Genomic DNA, 21,260 nt, shown 5'->3' on the forward strand with positions numbered 1-21,260 from the left:
TCTCCAATGCTTTCAAAATACTATTAACTTTAAGCTTCTTTCAAGAACTAGGAAACACAGAGTCCTCTTTTAATACGCGCGAAAATGTTAACACATCAACCCGTCGCGCACCTGCGCGTTTTAATGTCTCAGCTGCAGCTGTAACTGTCGCACCGGTTGTGAAAACATCATCAATCAACAAAATAGAGCAGCCCTCTAGATATTTTTTAACTTTACGCGGCACTTTAAAAGCATTCAGTACATTTAATTTTCGTTCCCTAGCAGATAAACTAACTTGCGGACGGGTATGTCGACAACGCACAAGCCAGCCGGGCTTAAAATGTTTTTTCTGTGCGATTGCAATATAACGAGCAAGTTCAGCAGATTGATTATAACGTCGCTGTAAAAAACGACGAAAATGCAAAGGAATGGAAATAATAACATCACAGTCATTAATAATCTCGCGCCCAGCAAAGACCATCCAATTCGCCATAAAAGATGCCATTTCTATATGATCACCATATTTCAATCGCGTTACCAGCGTTTGTGCTACCCCCTTATGAACAATAGCCGAGCGAACACGCGAAAAAGGAAGAGAATTCCGAAGAGCTTCACCACTGAGAAAACCATCCCCCATATCACAAACAAAAGGGATTCCCATAACAGGACAATAAGGTTTTGTAATAAATTGAAGATCTTTCCAACACTCGGGGCAAATCGTACCATAAGCAGAAACACTTTGTTTACATCCAGGACAAATCGGCGGATACAAAATTGTTAGCAAACGTTCAATGAACTTGCTTAATATATTTCCGCTATTTAAAGCCACTCCTTGCAAGCATAACATTATTAATTTAGGCTTTTACAGCTTTCCCTGCATAAAAAATCTTTTCTCTTTTTTAATTTTAATTCCTTTAAAAATTCTTACTTCTTATAAATTTGTTTTTCTTTTCACATCACAAGCTTGACAGATCTTGCGCAAAATGAACCTTTATAAAATATACTTTGAATTATAGATTGAAAGGACTTAACCATATGCCACACCCTTTCATTTTTGATCATGACCGGATTGAACAATTCCGCAAACGTGCTTTTAAAAAAGCAAAAAAAGGGTGTGACTTTTTATTGTCCTACCTGGCCGAGGATCTTCGTAAACGTCTCAGTACTGTGGATCGTTTCTTTACATTAGCTCTTGATTTACATAGTCATACAGATCTTGCAGCGCAAACTCTCTTACAATCTGGAAAAGTTCATTCCGTAGAACGCGTTGAAACGGACATTCTTTATCAAAGCCATGACAAAAAGTTTCATTTACGCCCTCGAGAATTTCTCGACTTTCCTCAAAATTATTGTGACCTTATTGTTTCACTTCTTTCATTACAATTGACCAATGATACCCCTGGTGTTCTTCGTCAGATAAAAAACACCCTTAAACCAGATGGTTTATTTCTGGCTGTTATGGCGGGAGCGGGTACACTTGTAGAATTACGTGAATGCTTACTACAAGCCGAAATGGAAATCTATGGTGGGGCAAGCCCTAGAATTTATCCTTTTGCCGACATTCGTGATGTAGGTGCTCTGTTACAACGTGTTGGTTTTGCTCTCCCTGTAGCAGACATTGAAACTATCACAATACGCTACAATACAATGTTTGACCTTATACATGATCTCAAAGCTATGGGAATGCAAAATGCGCTTATCAATCGCTCAAGACGTCCTGTATCCAAGCGCTTTTTTCTCCGCGCAGCAGAAATCTATGCACAACGATTTAGTGATCCAGATGGACGTATTCGCGCGCATTTTTCTTTCATCTGGCTCTCTGGTTGGTCACCTCATCAAAATCAGCAAAAACCTCTCCAACCTGGCTCAGCACAAATATCTCTTGCAGATGCTTTAGTAAAACAGCTCCAAAAACCATAGCCTCAACATGAAAAATTATTTTTCAAAGATGGTTTTATCCGTTGTCCGTAATATTTGACTGGTTATAGTTCCTGCTAACATTGAATCACTGACATTGAGAGCTGTACGCCCCATATCAATTAAGGGTTCGATAGACATAAGGACAGCAACCAAAGAAACAGGAAGCCCCATCATTGGCAATACGATCAATGCAGCAAAAATAGCTCCTCCACCAACCCCAGCAACACCAATAGAACTCAATGTTACAACACCAACAAGAGTAGCAATCCAAGTAGGATCAAGGGGATTAATACCCATAGAAGGTGCTATCATTGTCGCAAGCATCGCTGGATAAAGGCCTGCACAACCATTTTGTCCAATTGTTGCCCCAAAAGAAGCTGCAAAACTCGCAATTGATTGTGGTACACCAATCCATTGCGTTTGCGCCTCAATATTCAAAGGAATACTTGCAGCACTTGAACGACTGCTAAAAGCAAATGTCAAAACCGGTAAAACTTTTTTGAAAAAACGAAAAGGATTAATCCCTGATATGCCAAGCAAAATACCATGAATTACGAACATAAGAATAATGCCAACATAGGAAACGATGATAAAAACCAATAAATCTAAAATATCTGCAATATGTGAGGTTGCTCCGACCTTCGTCATAAGGGCAAAAATACCATAAGGTGTCAAAGCAATTACAATACGAACTAATCGCGTAATCCAAGCTTGTGCTACTTGAATAAATAAAAGCGCTTTTTCTCCCTTTTCTGAATCATCTTTCTTTAAAAGAAGAACCGCCGCTCCTAAAAAGGATGCAAAAATAACAACACTGATAATTGATGTACGCTTGGCTCCACTTAATTCAGCAAATGGATTTTTAGGAATCAAGGATAAAATCATTTTTGGAACATTCATATCTCCAAGTTGAGCAATACGGTCCCCCAGAAGAGCTGAAACATTTTGCCCTTCATGGACCAAACCATTTGCTGTTAATCCAAAGAAATTAACCACAAAAACACCGACCAATGCTGAAAGAGCAGTTGTAAAAAGCAATATTGAAATGGTCATTATACTCATTTTACCAACAGCATAAACAGAATGCAAATGAGCAACCGCTGAAACGATAGAGACAAAAACCAATGGCATAACAATCATTTGTAGTAATAAGATATAGCCATTACCAACAATGCTAAACCATTCAACAGACTTCAACAAGGTGGCTTCACCTGCTCCATAAACAATCTGTAAAACACTGCCAAAAATCATGCCAAGGATAAGTCCGAGCATAACACGGAGTGAAAGGTTCCATTTCATCCTCTTACTTTGAGCAAGCCATAATAAAAAAATAACAAATAGAAATAAATTGATGAAAAAATTAAATGCCATTGTTTATGCCCACTATTGTTATGCTTGATATTGAATAATATGCATAGCTCAAAAGCAATGCCTGATCGGAAAGTGGAATATAAAGCTTGCAACGCTTTTACAAAATCATTATTTTTTTAATTTATAGGTTAGAAGAGAATTTTTTATCTATTAATCACTCTTTAAAGGAAATAAAAAATCAAGTAAACTTATTTTCCTATTTTTATAAAATTCTCTTTGCAAAGAAAACATTAATAGGCGCATTCTAAAAATATAGGTTCCACAGTCTCATTCCAAATAGAATGATAAAGAGACAAAAACCTATCGGCATTTGTTTGGCCCATTGCAATTACCTCTTCTAAAGGAACCAAAAAATTTGTCTCATCTAAACCATCCGCATCATACTGTCTGCGATTTTTTAAACCCTTGCGTGAAATAGCAACAGCCTGACGCGCTATTTCTAAAATTATGGTCTGACGAAAAGGTGTTCTTAATCCTTCTTTAGGAACACGTCTGCGCATATCCAAGACTTCTTCAAAACACCAATCTTTTGTCAAAGCCTCTGCTTCATTCAATGCTTCACTATCATAAAGAAGTCCAACCCAAAAAGCCGACAACGCACAGATATGCTTCCAAGAACCGCAATCAGCACCTCTCATTTCTAAAAATCGTTTTAAGCGCACTTCGGGAAACAAAGTTGAGAGATGATTAACCCAATCTCCCATATTGGGGGTTGAATTCGTAACTTGTCCCCTTAATGCTCCTTTCATAAACTGACGAAAAGTTATATGTGTACAATCATAATAACGACCGTCGCGCACGACAAAATACATGGGGACATCAAGTGCCCATTCAACGTAATCCGCAAAACCAAAATTCTCAGAAAATACAAAAGGAAGAACTCCTGACCTCTGATTATCAGTATCACGCCAAATTTCTGAGCGCCAAGATAAAAAGCCATTAGGTTTCCCCTCTGTAAAAGGTGAACTAGCAAATAAGGCTGTCGCAACAGACTGTAATTTCATTGATACTTGCATTTTTCGCCGCATATCAATTTCAGATGAAAAATCAAGATTCACTTGAACCGTTGATGTGCGATACATCATATCAAGTCCACTATGACCAACTTTTGGCATATAATTTGTCATAATCTGATAACGCGACTTAGGCATTCGCGGCGTTTCAGATAAAGTCCACTTTGGGCTAGCCCCCATACCGAGAAAACCAATACCCAATGGTCCTGAAATTTTTTTGAGAAGAGCTAAATGCTCCGTCACCTCGCAATAAGTATGACCAATGGTTTTCAATGGTGCACCAGATAATTCAAATTGTCCCCCAGGTTCTAAAGAAATAGCACCTTGACCAACTGATCCTATCAGCCCAATAATGTTTCCCTCATCCACAATAGGCTGCCATCCTAAAGCTTCTTGCATTCCCTCTAAAAGTGCGCGAATTCCTTTAGAACCTTCATAGGGAACAGGACGAAAACCATCTATATAAAACGGAAATTTTTCATGTTCTGTACCAATACGCCAATCATGCTCTGCTTTACACCCCTCTTGGAAATAGCTAACCAAGGAATCTAAGTTATAAATTTCACTTTCATCCGTTATATCAAGCGCCATAACTTATTGTATCCTATCATCAGTTCCATCATTTTAAATCAATCATTTAGAATGATTCTACGAACTTCTCAATGAATTGACCAATCCCCCACGGTAACATTAAGAAGAGCCAAAGCAGCAACAGCTGCAGTGTCAGCGCGTAAAACACGCGGTCCTAAAGATATCGGAATCACAAATGGCTGTTTTTTTAATAAGTTCCGCTCTTCCTCACTAAATCCGCCTTCTGGACCAATGAGAACACCAAACGTCGTCATTTCATACTTTTTTAAAAGATGCAATGAATTGCGCGGTTTGTGCGCTTCATCACAAAAGAACAAAGGGCGAGCCTCGTTCCAATGTGCTAAGAGCTCCGGTAATGAGACAGCAGAAATACACTCAGGTACAGATAAAATACCACATTGCTCTGCAGCTTCAATAACATTAGCTTTCATACGCGCTATATTGATACGCGTAACTTGTGTGTGATGTGTTATAACAGGCTGCAAAATCGATACCCCCATTTCCACAGCTTTCTGCACCATATAATCCAAACGCGCGTTTTTTAGTGGAGCAAAGCAATAAATGAGATTCGAATGCGCTGTTTGCAATCTTTCCTGATGAATAAGCTGAAGCACAACAAACTTTTTCTTAATGTCGATGAGTTTAGCAAGCCATTCACCATCCTGTCCATTAAAAAGTAAAATTTCAGCGCCTTCTTGCATCCGCAAAACATGTATAAGATAAGAAGCTTGCGCTCCCTCTATCTTGATTACTTCATTCAAAGCAAGTGGTTGTCGAATAAATAACCTTTTAAGTTTATAATTTACGCGCATAGAATTGTGCCAAAATTAACTATAATCATCGGGTAGATAAAAAACATATAACAAAAAGAGAAAATTATATCTATAGAACTATAATATATTAAAGAATTATAGAGTTTTTTTCGCTTTATGAGATAATAGTTGGAACAAATGGGTCACTAAGTGATTCTGCTTATCTGAAATTTTATAGAAATACATTATTCACCTTTGCATTCAATCATAAACCACATGGTTTGGGTCACATGGTTTGAGGAAAAATATGTCTGCTAAAAAAGCTACAATTATCACTATCATTAGCCTATTGGCTTTTATTCTAATTACTGTAGGAATCGGCTCCGTAGGAGCTGATGGGAAGTTTCCCGTCACTAAAGACGGTTATGGCATTTCTTCAGAGATCCAATAAGTACTTGAAAACTTATCTCCAAGAATTTTATAATGACATAAGACTTTTAACAGTTTTTTTTAATGTTTACCAGTACCAAAAAATAGCGGTCAATTTACATAAATGTCTTTTTTGACCAAAAAATTGCCGCGTTTTTGTCCTTCAGAACTAAAAGAAAAAGTAAAAGGCCAAACGAGACTGTTAGCAAGGCATTGAATATCCTGACAGAGCGTTTCTGAGCTATGCGTTTTTCGCAATCGTGCCTGCAATCTAAATTCATTCTGTAGATCTTGCATAATAGAAAATGAAATTGTTCCCAAAATGGATAAACTCCAATCTGCAGTACGCATCAATGATTCTATTACCTTTATCGTACTGTTTGAAAACGTTGTTTGAATATCCCAGAGATCAAAAGCTGTTGAAAGAGCTTCGTTCCCCATTAAGAGAAATTGCTCATTTTTTGAAAGTCTCATCTGTAAATCATTCAAATCATATCCTAATAATCGACCAGAAGACAGTTTCAATGTTAATTTACCCTGCATCTTCGAAAAGATTTCTGACCAAGAACTACCAAACGTTTCTGCCGTCATAGTAAAGTTTGCTTTGCTCTGTGCAAATGGAGTCATTCTCAGAGCCTCTGTAGCAGTTTGTATATCAACAGAAGTTCCTGAAATGTGTCCTCTAATATGCATTTTCTTCCCAGTTGGTATAACTTCAATATTACTTTGCAATGAGCCACCAAAAACATTTGCATGTCCCAGATCAAAAATACCATGCCCATTTTTTATTTGTATCGCAGCAGCTAAATTCGTAAGTGCGAATTTTCCTACTTTTGCTTGTGGCGAAGAAAGCCGTATATCCACTCCAATACGATCAAAAATTTCCATATCAAGGAATGAATCCTGTTTTTTAACAGAAGAAAACATTGATCCCAAAACATTAAAATCTAGGTTATCAAATGCTAAAGATCCCATTACAATTGGGACATAGTCCTGAAAATCAACTTCTAAAGCTCCACGCGCATTTGCTGTACCCATCGTAAATACAACATTATTCATTTGGATATGCATTGGCTGTGCTAAAAAACCAGAATCCCATACAATAGGTGCTTTTAATCTATGCCCCCAAAACTGATTACCTCCCATCCAAGACAATGTCTGATCCCAACCAGGAGAACGCATCGATAGCTTTCCATCAAAACGATAATATTCAGATAATCGTGCCTGCCCTATAAAGGTTACACCACCACGCACAGAATTGAGACTTGCCTTAATCTGGCTTTTCCCTCCTGCTAAAAGCAGCAACGCTTGATTGGCATCAATTGATAATTTAGTTAACTCTCCGCGCCAACGAGCAACCGCACGAAATTTCACTTCCTGCGTCGATTCGGGCCAATCTAAGGTCGCATTTAAACCCGTTATCTTTTCTGCTATTCTGGAAAGGCGATCATGATACACAAGAACACCATTTTCAACCACAATCCGCCCAAACGGTTGCTTTAAAAGACGCTCTATATCAGGATGGTCAGGATTATGCTTCAATATTTCACGAGCACTGCGTATTGCTAATCCTAATGCACCTTGTGATCGTGAAAAACTATCAAAAAAATCTGCAGCTGTTTTAACAGGCTTTTCCATAACAAACTGAGGATGCACAATTCGCGTTTCTGAAAAAGAAACATGTCCAAAAAGAAGATCAATTAAAGAAAGATCAACCTCTATTGATTCAGCTTCCATCAACGGCAAAACATGATTTATCTTTGATGTTAAAGTAACACCAGAAAGAAGTGCTTTAGGGGAAGGAAAAAGATTCAATCGTGGCGGATCACGCAATTGCACATTATAACCCGTCCACGCACTCAAATCCTGTGCTAAACGAATACGAATCGTATCGGTAGAAACAAGATAAGGTAAAACAAAAAGACCTACTCCAAACAATAAAATAATTGTAATAAAAATTCCGCTCAAAAATTTTATTATTCTAATGCACACAATCTTCCTCTACACTCTCACTCCTATTAACAAGATTAAAAGCAAACTTAAATGATCGTTAAAAAACTTCCTATAATCCTAAACTTTGCCTTATTTCATTTAACAACTTCATTATTCTTGTTCTTATCCAAAGTTTATGAGAACAGCAATGTTGCTGCTTCTTTACAAAGTGATTATTTTAAAAGCTGTCAAAAATTATAAAATACATAATATTATCGTACCAATCTTTACTGTTCTCATAAGAATATTGCTATAAAACGCTATTGTCTTGTCAGAAAATGCTTTACAAAAAAATAAACAGCCCTATTGAAAGGATCTCTCTCAATGAATAATATTATCGACGGAAAAAAGCTCGCTGAAGAGATTATTGTAAAAGTTAAGGCTGAAACAACAAAACTTCGCAATAACTACAATATACAACCTGGTATCGCCGTCATTATTGTCGGAAACGACCCCGCGAGTCAGGTTTATGTTTCATCAAAAAGCAAGAAAGCCGAAGAATGTGGTTTTTTTTCAATTAAACATATGGTTTCCAAAGAAACACAAGAACCCGAACTTCTTCAGCGCATTGCTGCGTTAAATTCTGACCCTAAAATCCATGGCATTTTGGTGCAACTTCCTCTGCCTGCCCATATCAATACAAACCGCATAACACAAGCCATTGCTTTCCAAAAAGATGTTGATGGCTTCCATTATATCAATGTAGGAAAACTCGCAACCAATAACCTTGAAGATGCTATCATTCCTTGTACACCAGCAGGCGCTATGATGATGATTGAACAACAATGCGGACGAGATTTATCCGGTCTTGATGCCGTTGTTATTGGACGCTCTAATATTGTAGGAAAACCTATGGCCGCTCTTTTAACTGCAGCAAATGCTACCGTAACAATTGCCCACAGTCGTACGCGTGACCTTGATGATGTATGTCGTAGTGCCGATATTTTAGTAGCAGCTATAGGTCGCCCACAAATGATTAAAAAAGACTGGGTTAAAAATGGTGCCATTGTTATTGATGTTGGCATTAATCGCATTGCAGCTCCAGAAAAAGGTATAGACAAGACACGTCTTGTTGGTGATGTCGATTTTGAAGCAATAAAAGAAAAAGCTGCTGCAATTACCCCTGTTCCAGGAGGAGTTGGACCTATGACAATTGCCATGCTCATGGTTAACACACTCAAAGCAGCTGCTCGAGCACACAATCTTCCTATACCAAAATTCTAAGAAATTTTATGCATATTCAATTTTAATTGCAATGAATATTCCTTTACTCACGCCATAAAAACAGATGCTCCTTGATCTGCACGATTAACGGATTGGCGAAAAACACGAAAAAGCTCACGCCCAACACCATATTCGTTCTTTGAAAGATCAGGAGGCGTGATCGTTCGTGCATGAAATTTTGACAAATCTTCCAAAAGAGCTAATTCTCCCACATGCGCATCAAGACAAACGATATCGCCATCTTGCAAACGTGCAAGGGGACCATTATCCAAAGCTTCTGGTGTTACATGGATTGCTGCTGGAATTTTCCCTGATGCACCTGACATACGTCCGTCCGTTATTAACGCTACTTTTTGACCTCGATCTTGTAAAAGACCTAAAATTGTCGTTAATTTATGAAGTTCTGGCATGCCATTGGCTCTTGGCCCTTGATAACGGATGACAGCGATAAAGTCTTTGTCATTCAACGCTCCAGATTTAAAAGCCTTTTGTAGTCCCTCTTGATCATCAAAGACAAGAACTGGTGCTTCAATTCGCCAATGTTCAGATTTAACAGAAGAAACTTTAATAATAGCTGTCCCTAAATCTCCTGATAAAACACGTATACCACCATCAGATTGAAAGGGGTTTTTCCACCCTACTAATACCTTCTGATCACCACTTTCCTTGAGAGCAGGCACACGCATTACGCTGCCATCAGCAGAAAGTTTTACTTCAATTGCATAAGCATTGAGATCTTTACCAAAAACTGTACAAACATCCTCATGCACTAACCCTGCCTCAATGAGCTCGCGAATAACAAATCCCATACCACCAGCGGCATGAAAATAATTGATATCCGATAAACCGTTAGGATAAATCCGTGCTAAAAGAGGAACAACTGAAGAAACTTCTGCAATATCATGCCACGTCAACTGAATCCCGCAAGCAGAAGCCATAGCAATCAAATGAATTGCATGGTTAGTCGATCCTCCTGTCGCATTTAATCCTACAAGAGCATTCACGAAAGAACGTTCATCAACTATCATACCAAGGGGACTATAATCATCGCCAAGGGCTGTCATTTCAAGTACACGCTGAGTGGCTTCCTTTGTTAAAGCATCACGCAACGGTGTATTCGCATTGATGAAAGAAGCTCCCGGCATATGGAGTCCCATCATCTCCAGTATCATCTGATTTGAGTTAGCAGTTCCATAAAATGTACAGGTTCCTGGTCCATGGTAAGAACGTGCTTCTGATTCCAGTAATGTTTGGCGATCTATCTTATTTTCTGCGTAAAGCTGGCGTATCTTGGCTTTTTCATCATTGCTTTGCCCACTTGTCATAGGACCCGCAGGAATAAAAATTCCTGGTAAGTGACCAAATGTGAGCGCTCCAATTACTAAACCAGGTACGATTTTATCACAAACCCCAAGATACAATGCAGCATCAAACAGCTCGTGTGATAAACCTATAGCGGTCGCCATTGCAATTACTTCACGGGAAAAAAGAGAAAGCTCCATTCCCGCATTTCCTTGTGTTATACCATCACACATCGCAGGAACACCACCTGCCACTTGTGCAACGCCACCAACCATACGAGCAGCCTCTTTAATGAGATGAGGAAAAGACGAAAAAGGTTGATGTGATGAAAGGATATCATTATATGCAGTGATAATACCAATATTTCCAACAATATTACGCTTTAATCGCTCTTTGTCTATTTGACCACAGGCCGCAAACCCATGAGCCTGATTGGCACATCCTAAAAAACTTCTCTTAGGACGATTTTCCCACGCCTTAGCAATACGATCTAAATAAATTTCTCGTGTTGGTAAAGAACGCTCATAAATCTTTCTTGTAACCGTAGCAATTGTTTTAGAAAGTGCCATAATTTTATACCCCCTCATTTACGCTTTCCATCATTAACGAGAGATTGCGTGTTCTCTAAATCTGTATCACATTTTCACTTCGCTTATTTCATTTTCATCGGGTGACCAATAAACCTGAACAAGGTGATGGGCATTGCGTAAAACCGCACGAACAGGCATTTTCATTTCATCCCCATCCTGACAAACTTCTTCAAAACAATCGCGTTTCTGAAAACCTTCAAAATGGAGAAGTATGCAACGAGATTGTATGATAACTGGCAAAGTTAACGTAAGTCTTGGCTCTAAAGCGCTCTTTGCATGAAGTGGCAAAACGAGCGCCTGCGTTTGAAGATCAAGCGCTTGTTTCAAACGATCGGCATCAGGAAAAAAAGAAGCAGTATGTCCATCTTTCCCCATTCCTAAAACAATAACATCAAATGGTCTAGGCAAGGTATTAATACGACTAGCAGCTGAAAAAGCTGCAAGTTCAACAGTGATTGCTTTATGATAAAGTCCTACAAAATGTGCTTTAGACGCAAAGTTTTGTAATAAATGACACCGTACCATATGTTCATTTGAACGCTCATGCTGAGTAGGTACAAAGCGTTCATCAATCAAAGTGATGATAATATTTTGCCAATCAATATCAGCTTTTGACAAATAATGAAAAAATAATTCTGGTGTTTTACCACCAGAAACTGCTAAAATTGCGCGCTTACGCTCAAGAACAGCCACACTAAGCTCTGCTGCAACACGATCAGCTAATGCTAAAGCTAGGGACGTCGGTGTTTCAAAATTTAAACGGTCAATATTCATTCCACGCACACTTCTTACTCTAAACTAAGTTGTTCCATATACGCCCATCACGTTCCATCAAAAGTGCCGAAGCAGATGGTCCCCACGAACCGGCACTATATCCATGAACAGGTTGCTTTATTGCTTGCCATCCCTCAAGAATAGGATCAATCCAATACCAAGCAGCTTCAACTTCATCTCGACGCATAAATAGGGTTTGATCTCCGCGAATAACATCCATCAAGAGACGTTCATAAGCATCAGGATTACGTTCAGAAAACGCAGAGGCAAAACTCATATCCAATGGAATATGACGAAATCGCATACCACCAGGACCTGGATCCTTAATCATCAACCATTGCTTGACCCCTTCATTAGGCTGAAGACGAATAACGAGACGATTAGAAAAAATTTCATCTAAATTCGTATTAAAAATATTATGAGGAATGGGTTTAAAAACAACAACAATTTCAGACATCCGTGTAGACATGCGTTTACCAGTTCGTAAATAAAAAGGTGTCTCTGCCCAACGCCAATTGTTAATCTTAACCTTAAGTGCGACAAATGTTTCGCTCTGACTGACTTTTTTCCCTAAATCATCAAGATAAGAACCCACAGAAACACCATTCAAGGTACCAGAAAGATACTGCCCACGTACAGTGTATTGCTCTACATTATGCACATCAAGAGGTGTTAAAGAATGTAAGACTTTCAGTTTTTCATCACGTACAGCATTTGCTCTATTGGTAAAGGGTATTTCCATAGCAACCAAACAGAGCAATTGCAGCATATGATTCTGTACCATATCGCGTAGAGCACCTGTACTGTCATAATATTCTGCACGTCCTTCCAATCCTAAAGATTCAGCAACCGTTATCTGAACATGATCAATATAATTGGAATTCCATAACGGTTCATAGAATGTATTGACAAACCTCAATGCCATTAAGTTTTGAACTGTTTCTTTACCAAGATAATGATCAATACGAAAGATTTGATCTTCCTCAAACACTCTTGCAAAGATATCATTGAGCGCAATTGCTGTTCTTACATCACGGCCAATAGGTTTTTCGATAATAATCCGTGTTTTCTGCGTTACCAAGGCATTTTGGACTAATCTCATCGCGATATCATCAAAAAGGTGCGATCCAACCGCTAAATAAAAAGCTCTAACATCAGCTGGATTTTTTGACAAAACTAGAGCAAGATCGCACCATCCCCGATCTGACGTGATATCAACAGAAACGTAGATTAAACGCGAAAGAAAACGATTCAATTCAATTTGGTTGAGACTTTTTGGATGAACATGTTTTTCTAGAGAAGCGCGAACAAAATTTCGATATTCTTCACGACTTAATGAAGAGCGTGAAACCCCTATAATGCGTGTTGGCTCACTCAATTGTCCAACACACTGGCAATGATAGAGGGCTGGAATAAGTTTGCGTGACGTTAAATCACCATTTCCACCAAAAACAATACAATCAAAGGAAGAGACTGGAATAATTCGACTCACCATGAACTTGTCTCTCTTCTCATTTAATTATAAAAGCTTAAACAATTTATAGAAGCTCCAATCATTAAAGCAGATAGATCTTAAACAAGCCATTAATTTTCTTCGTTTTAAACAATATCCAGTTACAAATAATCCATTAAAGAAAACCAGCGCATTACTAAAAACACAAGCGGATAACGCAGAACTTTTCCACCTGGAAAAGATGAAATCTTTAAATCCTGAAAAGACGCAAAACGTTCATGCTTCCCAGTGAGCCACTCAGAATATAATTTCCCTATAAAAGGAGCAAGTATAACCCCATGTCCTGAATAACCACCACAATAAGTTATACCCGAAAGAAGTTGGCGAACATAAGGCATACGTTCAACTGTGATCGCAACCGTTCCCCCCCAATGATGAGTCAGCTTTATAGAGTGTAGATGAGGATAAATTTCAATAATCTGCCGTCGTATACGTTCTTCTAAATTTGTAGGATACTGATTATCATAACTTTCTACTCCACCAAATAATAAGCGATTATCAATGCTTTTACGAAAATAGCGTACCATAAAACGGGAATCATCTACCGATTCTCCTCCCTGAAGAATCGAATCGTCTTTTGATAATGGTTCCGTTGCTCCAATATAAGAGCGGATAGAAAAAATATTTTTTTCAATAAAATGCTGAAGTCCAAGTTTATAACCATTGGTCGCCAATAAAACATGTTCAGCCTTTATCTTGCCCCGTTCTGTTAGCACGCTATAATGGCTACTATCGCGTTTTACTGCAGTTACTTGCGTCTTCTCATAAAGCTTAGCACCAGCGTTTTTTGCATTTTTTGCTAATTCAACAACGAGCTTTAGAGGATTTATATGACCAGTATTCGCATCATAAATACCACCATGATAAAAAGAAGAGCCAAGCCGCTTAGCTGTTTCATCCTTGTCCAGAAAAGTAAGACCATGATAGCCATAACGTTGCATTGTTTCCACATGCCGTTGATAAGATGTGAGTTCACGTTTTTTATGGGTAACGGAAAGATGCCCTTCCGTAAAGTCACACTGACAATCGGACATCGCACACCAAGATAGAACATCTCTTTTGGCTTCTTCAGCGAGATCAAACAGGACTTTACTTCGCTCAAAACCATATTTTTTTTCCAATGTTTCTACCCATTGTCGTTGCCCCGTTCCCAATTGCCCACCATTGCGCCCTGAAGCACCATCACCAAACCGTGAAGCTTCAAACAAAACAACATGGACTCCAGCCTTAGCTAAATGATACGCCGCTGAAAGCCCTGTAAATCCACCGCCGATAATAGCCACATCGCACTGTATCTGTTCATCCAAAAACGGATAAGAAGGACGTTCTTCTAAACTATCTTCATACCAAGAAATTCCCGGAGAAATCGGATTGTCATTCATCATCGTGATAAACCTCAAACATTGAGCAAGAGATACTCGCGCTCCCACGGACTAATCACTTCCATAAAAGTTTCAAACTCTTGTCGTTTGATTGCAGCGTAAGTACTGACAAATACATCTCCTAGAATTGCGCGTATTGCTGTATCTTGTTCAAATAAATTGACCGCTTCAATGAGTCCACGTGGTAATTCAATATTATCAGCATTGACATTATTTGTTGTTGGCTCATCGGGTTCAAGCTTTTGCTGTAATCCAATGAGACCGCAAGCCAAAGAAGCTGCAAGAGCTAAATAGGGATTAGCATCTGACGAAGGGAGTCTATTTTCAACACGCCGTCCTTGTGGAGCAGAACGAGGTACACGAAAAGCCGTGGTACGATTATCATATCCCCATCGCAAATTAACAGGTGCTGAAATATCAGGCATAAGACGTCGATAAGAATTTACATAAGGAGCTAGCATGACAAGTCCCCCCGCCATATGTCTTTGTAATCCACCAATAAAATGGCGAAAAAAGACACTTTCCTCACCATCTTCTTGGGTAAAAATGTTCATACCTGTCTTCTGATTAACAACCGATTGGTGAATATGCATAGCAGAACCCGGCTGTCCTTGAATGGGCTTGGCCATAAAGGTCGCATACATATTATGCTTAAGTGCCGCTTCACGAATTGTGCGTTTAAACATAAACACTTGATCAGCTAATTCAATTGGATCACCATGGCGTAAATTGATTTCAAACTGGCCAGCCCCCTCCTCATGAATGAGCGTATCAATTTCTAACCCTTGCGCTTCTGAAAAATGATAAATATCATCAATGAACTCATCAAATTCATTTACACCAGCAATCGAATAGCCCTGTCCCCCACCAATTGAGCGTCCAGAACGACCAACTGGAGGTACTAAAGGATAATCAGGATCAGGATTTTTCTCTACCAAATAAAACTCAATCTCTGGTGAAACAACCGGCTTTAGCCCCATTTCTGTGTAAAAATCAATCACTGTTCGCAAAACATTGCGTGGTGTATAATCCACAATCTGCCCGTTTTGATACACAAGATCACAAATCACTTGTGCGGTAGGCGCATCTTCCCATGGCACAATGCTTAACGTAGAAAGATCAGGCTCAAGGCGTAAATCTCCATCTGTTTTGGGATATTCAAAACCATGTCCATCTTCAGGATAATCGCCTGAAATTGTTGCCACAAAAACAGCTGAAGGCAATGCCAACGATGTTTCTGATGTAAATTTCTTAGAAAGCATCATCTTGCCACGTGGTACACCTGCTTGATCAGGCGTAATACACTCAATATCTTCTACATTACGAAAAGCAAGCCACTGCGAAACTTGCTCCCAATTGTCTACACCACGTAAATTTTTGAGAAAGCCAGAAACAGATTTAGAACCCTTACTTTTCATTTGTTTACCATTTTTCACAGCCATGACACACTAACTCAAAAAAAATAACCAAGTTCCGCCCTCATGGTATCACTCCATCTATGAACGTCACGAAAAAACTTTATCAATGTAATTTTTAAAGAATGTCATAACTTCCATCAAGGTAAAAGAGACCTTACCATCATTATAAGCTGCTTACACTATCAAATAGAGAAAAAAATGGTACTGCACGCGATACATCGGTGCTAACGTTCTCTTAAAAACACACAGATAATTACAACCAGCTTCAAAAAACAGCCTTACCAATGAAGTATTGGCTAGATGGTTGCGTGCACAACGCAATAATGACACACTGATTCCCGCAAGCCTACTTCACATATTGTACGCGTAGCCTGTACGGAGTCTGCCGCTCCTAAATACTCAGACGTAATGCTACTGGATCGTACAGTGACCGCAGTTGCACCCTTAACACCGGTTCCTAGCATATCATAATGCTTGACAAAAGCATCATGCCATCATAGCAATCGCTTTGCGTATGGGTTACACAACATAGTTCTACAAACTGTTGACGCATTGCTAAGCTGGCGCATTGCCAAGCTAAGAGTTTTCTTGCCCACCTACACCAATGAGACCATCACTATCCTCTTTTTGAATCGTAAAACAAAATGATTTACCATGAGCGATAAACCATCTGTTCAAAGTCCAGCTAGCTTAAATTCATAGCATTTCTAAACCTTTAGGTTCGCTCTGCCCCCCTTGGGGGCAGAGTCAGAATATCACTTCCGTCACGTATTCACGCGCTGGGACAAAAAATCTGAAACTATGAGGCAACGCTGCGTTTGTATGCAACGTTGTTATTAGGAATAAGCTTCTATTGAGATAATTCTGATGTGAGTCCCCCACAGCTAATGCTAGAGGGATTAATTTGGATTCTTTCGAAATGTTATATATAAATTTAATGTGCCGCCCCAAAACACACCACCAGTGAACCCACTTAAAAGACCAAAAAGAAGGTTAAAATCAAATGCATATTTCAAATCAGGTTTAACATTGAGAAAAACAATCAATGTGAATTTGATGACAAAAGTGATAAGAATAAATATCAGCGTCAACGGCGTACCAGGCCGGATAATTAAATCCGTTCCCTCTTTGATTTTTAAACGCGGAGCGGCACGCCAGAGCAACCAGCCAACGCCAGCGCCAATCATCAGCCCCGCCAACATTGAGATTGCTCCCCAGCGCGGGAACGCCAGCTTGTTAATCACATCGCTTCCGCCTAAAAAAAGAAAGATTAACGGCAATAGAAAAAGGCGGTAAACCCCCATTTCCCTATCTTTCAATGCGATTATTCCACTCATAATGAGAAAAATAAGCAAAATCCAGACCCATAAAGGGGTTCCGGTCAGAATGTTAAACAATGACATATTATGCTTCATAGTGTTATGCTCCATAGTGTTTGACTCGATAAAATATTGCATGATGTTAGGAAGATATTTAGAAAAAACTGATGCAAGGCTTCGAGTAACAAACCCTGTTTCAAATAGTTATGGGCTAAATCCCAGTGAGAAATATCGATTTTCCCGCAAGCCCGCATCGGTGCGATTAAAGTGATACTCTGACATATACCCAAGAAATTTGGCTCGGTGCGATGCTTTATAGCCATGATTGGGGGACCTTTTTATATTTTTCTCTTAAATCCTTTGATGATAAACCGAAAGAATGAGAGCTAAACCGCGCTTGATAGTGCGCGAGAAGTATCGACATACGACAAACGAAAAAAGCCAACAATCCCAGCTCAGGAGCAGCCCGATGTTTGCTCATGATGCTTGCAATTAGAAAATCGACATTGGGTTGCAGTCCCTGTATTGTCCGAAATAGATCGCGCAAGCGAACTGAAGGGGCGCATAGGCGCCTGAAAGCGTAAAAAAAAGAAATCAACCCGGACATCCCGTTGCATAATCGGATGACCAAACCCTAGCCAGGGTTTGTCTTTGCAATAATGCGTTACCGCCACCTCAAGATCCCGGCTTCAATCTCATGGAGGACACTAGAAAGTCGCATGATAGCATATTGCAGGCTCCCATATGCGCGGGGCCAGTGGCACAAAACCCACCGATTAGTGCAGAAATGACGTCGCTCTTGGTACTGGACGCGTTACGTCGATGCTAACCTTCTCTATTTTTTGCAGAACAGAAAGCGCGTATCAGGCTTTCTAGCCATACTTAGAGTACACAAAGTTATTCATCACTCTACAACACTTTAAGCGCGCAATTTTATGTTTTGTATTAAAGGATTTTTGCTTTCAAAATATACGAACAACATCACACAAAGTAGAATAAACAAGCTGCCCCCAACATTAAACCAAACCTTATCTGTAACCAGCACTGTTGCACCGAAACAGTTAACAATAGCATGGACAAAAAAAGGCGCACACGCATAAAATTTAGAGCGCGTAACAACACCACGATACGCCAAGCATGTATTGAAAATATGCATGAGTATGACGCTCATTAAAGCACACAAAAAAATACTCGCTTGCGTCCAGGAATAAAAAATTACATACTCATTGGCTAATAACCTAGATCGAATAGGCCAGCCATTATAAACAAGGAAAGGCCCTAGCGCCTTATAAACTAATTCGCATAAACCCCAGCCTATGCCAATATTCAGCGGCAAACGCCACAAAAAACTAGGCGAGCACCGATAAAACTTAGTAACTAACCAACGACGCATGGCTTCTTCTGCTACAACAAAAAAAACCGTAAATGTTAAAAATAAAAAAACAAGCGCCAGCCCCTGCTCTGCACGACTCTTGGTTTCAACAATACTCATCATATAAAGCGTTTTTATTACAGATTGCTCCCAAAAAGCAATAAACCCGCCAGCAATGCAGCTAGCAACAAACCATCCCACAGCACCAGCGACAACCAATTTGAACTTCAGAAAATGATGAAACACACATAGAAGAAAAACAACGCCAAGCACTTGCAGTAAACGTAAGGCATCAAGTTTATGTTCTGTTTCCGAGTAACGCCATACTAACAGAACAATCACCCCAAAAACTATGCCGCTCAACAGCACATTTATCCAACTAAATGTAGAGCGAAAAAAATTATAAATGACAGCGCCATAAATAAGGCCTGCGAGAAGCGAAGTAATAAATAAAACCAACATTATTATGCCCCCTCATTTACTACAGCGTACCTGCTATTTTTCTTCATGGATAATCTGTCTTGCACAAAATCATAAATTTGCCGCATAAGAGCAAACATAAGAATAGTAGCGATTGTATAATGCCCAATTGCAAGAAGTTCTGGCTCAGCGGCCCGCCATGAAAAGCGCGCCCAAGCCGCCAAGCATTGTAAAAGCAGGATAAGAACAAAAAAACGCCATTTCTTGTCAAGGCAAACCACAAGCATTAAAAAAGTTGATAAAAGATTCAGACCTATAATAAACGTATAATATATTACCGTCTCAAGTAAAGAAAGTAAGGCGTCCCTATCAAGACTAAAAACCCCTTTTAGGATTTTCACAGTTTCTGGTAGAGATGTAAGCAGTGCAAGCCCTATAGCAGCCCCCCAAATCCCCATTCCCACGCCCAGTGCTGCCTCTACACCATTGCCATTATCCTCTGGCACCCAATGAGAAAGCAAAAAAAACTGCATAATCGCCATGCCTATAGGGAATAGACTAACAGCAAAAACAATATTAGGCGTACTATAAGCAGAAAAATCAAAAATCAAACTGCCTATCATACGCATAAACCCGTATAGAAAAAAAATCAAAAGCACATAACAACCAGCGCTTGACCCAATAATCGCCTTCGTGCCTTTAAACGCTTTAACCAAAGAGAGTAACCAGCGGTACCCCAATATAAGCGAAAGCGCCAAAACATAATAAGGAAAATAACTCGCAGCGCCATAAACATAAAGAAAAACAAGACACAAAACAACGAGCAAGAAAACCAAACGTTCAACCAATGTTTTTTTCTTCATCAAAGGAAAAATAATCAGCACCAGACAAAAAACGGCGCCGATAACAGATAATGTCAATTTGTCAAGCATTATTGTAAGCCTCAGAAATAGAATTTATTAATATTGCATAGCCTGAAGAAATGTCAAACATAGACAAAAGACCAACCGCAAAATGAATTACAAAAGGCAGATAGAAATAGGCCTTGCGCTTATTTTGGAAACCAAGATACATAAAGCGCGTATTTACAACATGCATCAATACAATCATGCCCGCGGCAATAAGATAGCTGATCGCTTGTGGACAAGATTCAAATGCGACATAGCCCACCATTTGTGGCGCCCTATCAACACGGTAATTCAAGTAAAGAAAAAGAGCTGGGAGGGTCTTATAGCATAAGTCTAGAACACCCCAGCCCAGCCCGAAATAAAGGACCTCACGCGCAGCTAATTCTGGCTTATATACGTGAAGCAACCACAAACGCAAAAGCTCCGCAGTTAAAACTGATATCAAAAGGATAAAAAAGGGATAGTTTGCAGCAACCAAACTCATGTAATGCACCACCTGCTGCTGGCTATTATTAGCAGCAGACAAAGCAGGCAATGGCAACAAAGAGCTCAAATATACAAAACCTGCCCCAATACACAAGGCAGCAACTGCACCACAGAATCCAAGAACTAAATATTTATATAAGTAGTGCTCGTACAGAATTAAAAGCATGCCAAGATAACATACCAAAAGCAAAGATAAGTCTGGAAGCCCACTTTCACTATGTGGATAAGCGAAGATGATAGCGCAGGAAAGGCCAGCTAGCCCCCCCAAAAATGACGCGCTCGCCCAACAAGCCATTGTTTTTAAGGAAACGAGGGCTGGAACTTATCCCAAAACTAAGCAGCATTCCAAAAATTAAGTCAGACATATAATTTCCTTAAAGCGCCTTGCCCTCCCAAGCATACCAAGATATTATTGCGGGAGAAAAACTCCCTGCTAAGAGGCTGATAGTGTACCCCTTAGCAAGGCCTTTACCTTGTTAAAAAAGCCAGGTCAAACAACAATTTC

Annotated in this window: 17 protein-coding genes; 2 read left to right on the plus strand and 15 right to left on the minus strand. The window is 39.4% G+C overall.

Features of this window, described 5'->3' with window-relative positions:
• Window positions 1–40 precede the first annotated feature (40 nt).
• Entirely contained in the window at window positions 41–826 is a 786-nt protein-coding gene (locus tag NPX99_RS04485) for a ComF family protein (RefSeq protein ID WP_269030704.1), read from the minus strand.
• A 188-nt stretch (window positions 827–1,014) separates the two neighbouring features.
• Here NPX99_RS04485 and NPX99_RS04490 point away from each other — a divergent pair, with 188 nt between their 5' ends.
• A complete protein-coding gene (locus NPX99_RS04490) occupies window positions 1,015–1,899 on the plus strand; it encodes a methyltransferase domain-containing protein (protein WP_269030705.1) in 885 nt (294 codons plus the stop codon).
• A gap of 15 nt (window positions 1,900–1,914) precedes the next feature.
• Here NPX99_RS04490 and NPX99_RS04495 read toward each other — a convergent pair whose 3' ends face one another.
• The 4 genes from NPX99_RS04495 to NPX99_RS04510 all read right to left on the minus strand — a co-directional run bounded on the left by NPX99_RS04495 (window position 1,915) and on the right by NPX99_RS04510 (window position 8,047).
• Complete coding sequence (locus tag NPX99_RS04495) at window positions 1,915–3,270, minus strand: L-cystine transporter (RefSeq protein ID WP_269030706.1); 1,356 nt, start codon at window positions 3,268–3,270, stop codon at window positions 1,915–1,917.
• 230 nt (window positions 3,271–3,500) lie between these two features.
• Window positions 3,501–4,874 carry a glutamate--cysteine ligase gene (locus NPX99_RS04500; protein ID WP_269030707.1) on the minus strand — a complete coding sequence of 458 codons (1,374 nt, stop codon included), beginning with the start codon at window positions 4,872–4,874 and terminating at the stop codon, window positions 3,501–3,503.
• 68 nt (window positions 4,875–4,942) lie between these two features.
• Window positions 4,943–5,686, minus strand: a complete 744-nt coding sequence (locus NPX99_RS04505) for a 16S rRNA (uracil(1498)-N(3))-methyltransferase (protein ID WP_269030708.1) — start codon at window positions 5,684–5,686, stop codon at window positions 4,943–4,945.
• A 480-nt stretch (window positions 5,687–6,166) separates the two neighbouring features.
• A complete protein-coding gene (locus NPX99_RS04510) occupies window positions 6,167–8,047 on the minus strand; it encodes an AsmA family protein (RefSeq protein ID WP_269030709.1) in 1,881 nt (626 codons plus the stop codon).
• 324 nt (window positions 8,048–8,371) lie between these two features.
• Between NPX99_RS04510 and folD the strand changes: the two genes are divergently transcribed.
• Entirely contained in the window at window positions 8,372–9,271 is a 900-nt protein-coding gene (gene folD / locus NPX99_RS04515; RefSeq protein WP_269030710.1) for a bifunctional methylenetetrahydrofolate dehydrogenase/methenyltetrahydrofolate cyclohydrolase FolD, read from the plus strand.
• A gap of 47 nt (window positions 9,272–9,318) precedes the next feature.
• On the opposite strand, the gene edd is transcribed toward folD, so the two are convergent.
• From edd to NPX99_RS04565, 10 genes are all read right to left on the minus strand, one after another.
• Window positions 9,319–11,142, minus strand: coding sequence for a phosphogluconate dehydratase (gene edd, locus NPX99_RS04520; protein ID WP_269030711.1), 1,824 nt, complete (start codon window positions 11,140–11,142; stop codon window positions 9,319–9,321).
• A gap of 66 nt (window positions 11,143–11,208) precedes the next feature.
• On the minus strand, window positions 11,209–11,946 hold the full coding sequence (pgl, locus tag NPX99_RS04525; RefSeq protein ID WP_269030712.1) for a 6-phosphogluconolactonase: 738 nt from the start codon (window positions 11,944–11,946) through the stop codon (window positions 11,209–11,211).
• A gap of 10 nt (window positions 11,947–11,956) precedes the next feature.
• Entirely contained in the window at window positions 11,957–13,432 is a 1,476-nt protein-coding gene (gene zwf, locus NPX99_RS04530) for a glucose-6-phosphate dehydrogenase (protein ID WP_269030713.1), read from the minus strand.
• Window positions 13,433–13,551: 119 nt separating this feature from the next.
• Entirely contained in the window at window positions 13,552–14,835 is a 1,284-nt protein-coding gene (locus NPX99_RS04535) for an NAD(P)/FAD-dependent oxidoreductase (RefSeq protein WP_269030714.1), read from the minus strand.
• Window positions 14,836–14,846: 11 nt separating this feature from the next.
• A complete protein-coding gene (locus NPX99_RS04540; protein ID WP_269030715.1) occupies window positions 14,847–16,274 on the minus strand; it encodes a glutamine synthetase family protein in 1,428 nt (475 codons plus the stop codon).
• Window positions 16,275–16,546: 272 nt separating this feature from the next.
• Window positions 16,547–16,714: a hypothetical protein gene (locus NPX99_RS04545; protein ID WP_269030716.1), complete on the minus strand. Its 168-nt coding sequence runs from the start codon at window positions 16,712–16,714 to the stop codon at window positions 16,547–16,549.
• 435 nt (window positions 16,715–17,149) lie between these two features.
• The gene (locus NPX99_RS04550; RefSeq protein ID WP_269030717.1) at window positions 17,150–17,665 is read right to left on the minus strand and encodes a DUF6622 family protein; all 516 of its coding nucleotides are present in this window, start codon (window positions 17,663–17,665) and stop codon (window positions 17,150–17,152) included.
• An 823-nt stretch (window positions 17,666–18,488) separates the two neighbouring features.
• Entirely contained in the window at window positions 18,489–19,403 is a 915-nt protein-coding gene (locus tag NPX99_RS04555) for a hypothetical protein (protein ID WP_269030718.1), read from the minus strand.
• Window positions 19,404–19,405: 2 nt separating this feature from the next.
• Entirely contained in the window at window positions 19,406–20,293 is an 888-nt protein-coding gene (locus NPX99_RS04560) for a hypothetical protein (protein WP_269030719.1), read from the minus strand.
• The gene (locus NPX99_RS04565; RefSeq protein WP_269030720.1) at window positions 20,286–20,921 is read right to left on the minus strand and encodes a hypothetical protein; all 636 of its coding nucleotides are present in this window, start codon (window positions 20,919–20,921) and stop codon (window positions 20,286–20,288) included. The genes NPX99_RS04560 and NPX99_RS04565 overlap by 8 nt, the downstream gene beginning before the upstream one ends.
• Window positions 20,922–21,260 lie beyond the last annotated feature (339 nt).

Origin of the sequence: Bartonella sp. 220B, from assembly GCF_026930205.1 — a bacterium.
Taxonomy (GTDB): Bacteria; Pseudomonadota; Alphaproteobacteria; order Rhizobiales; family Rhizobiaceae; genus Bartonella.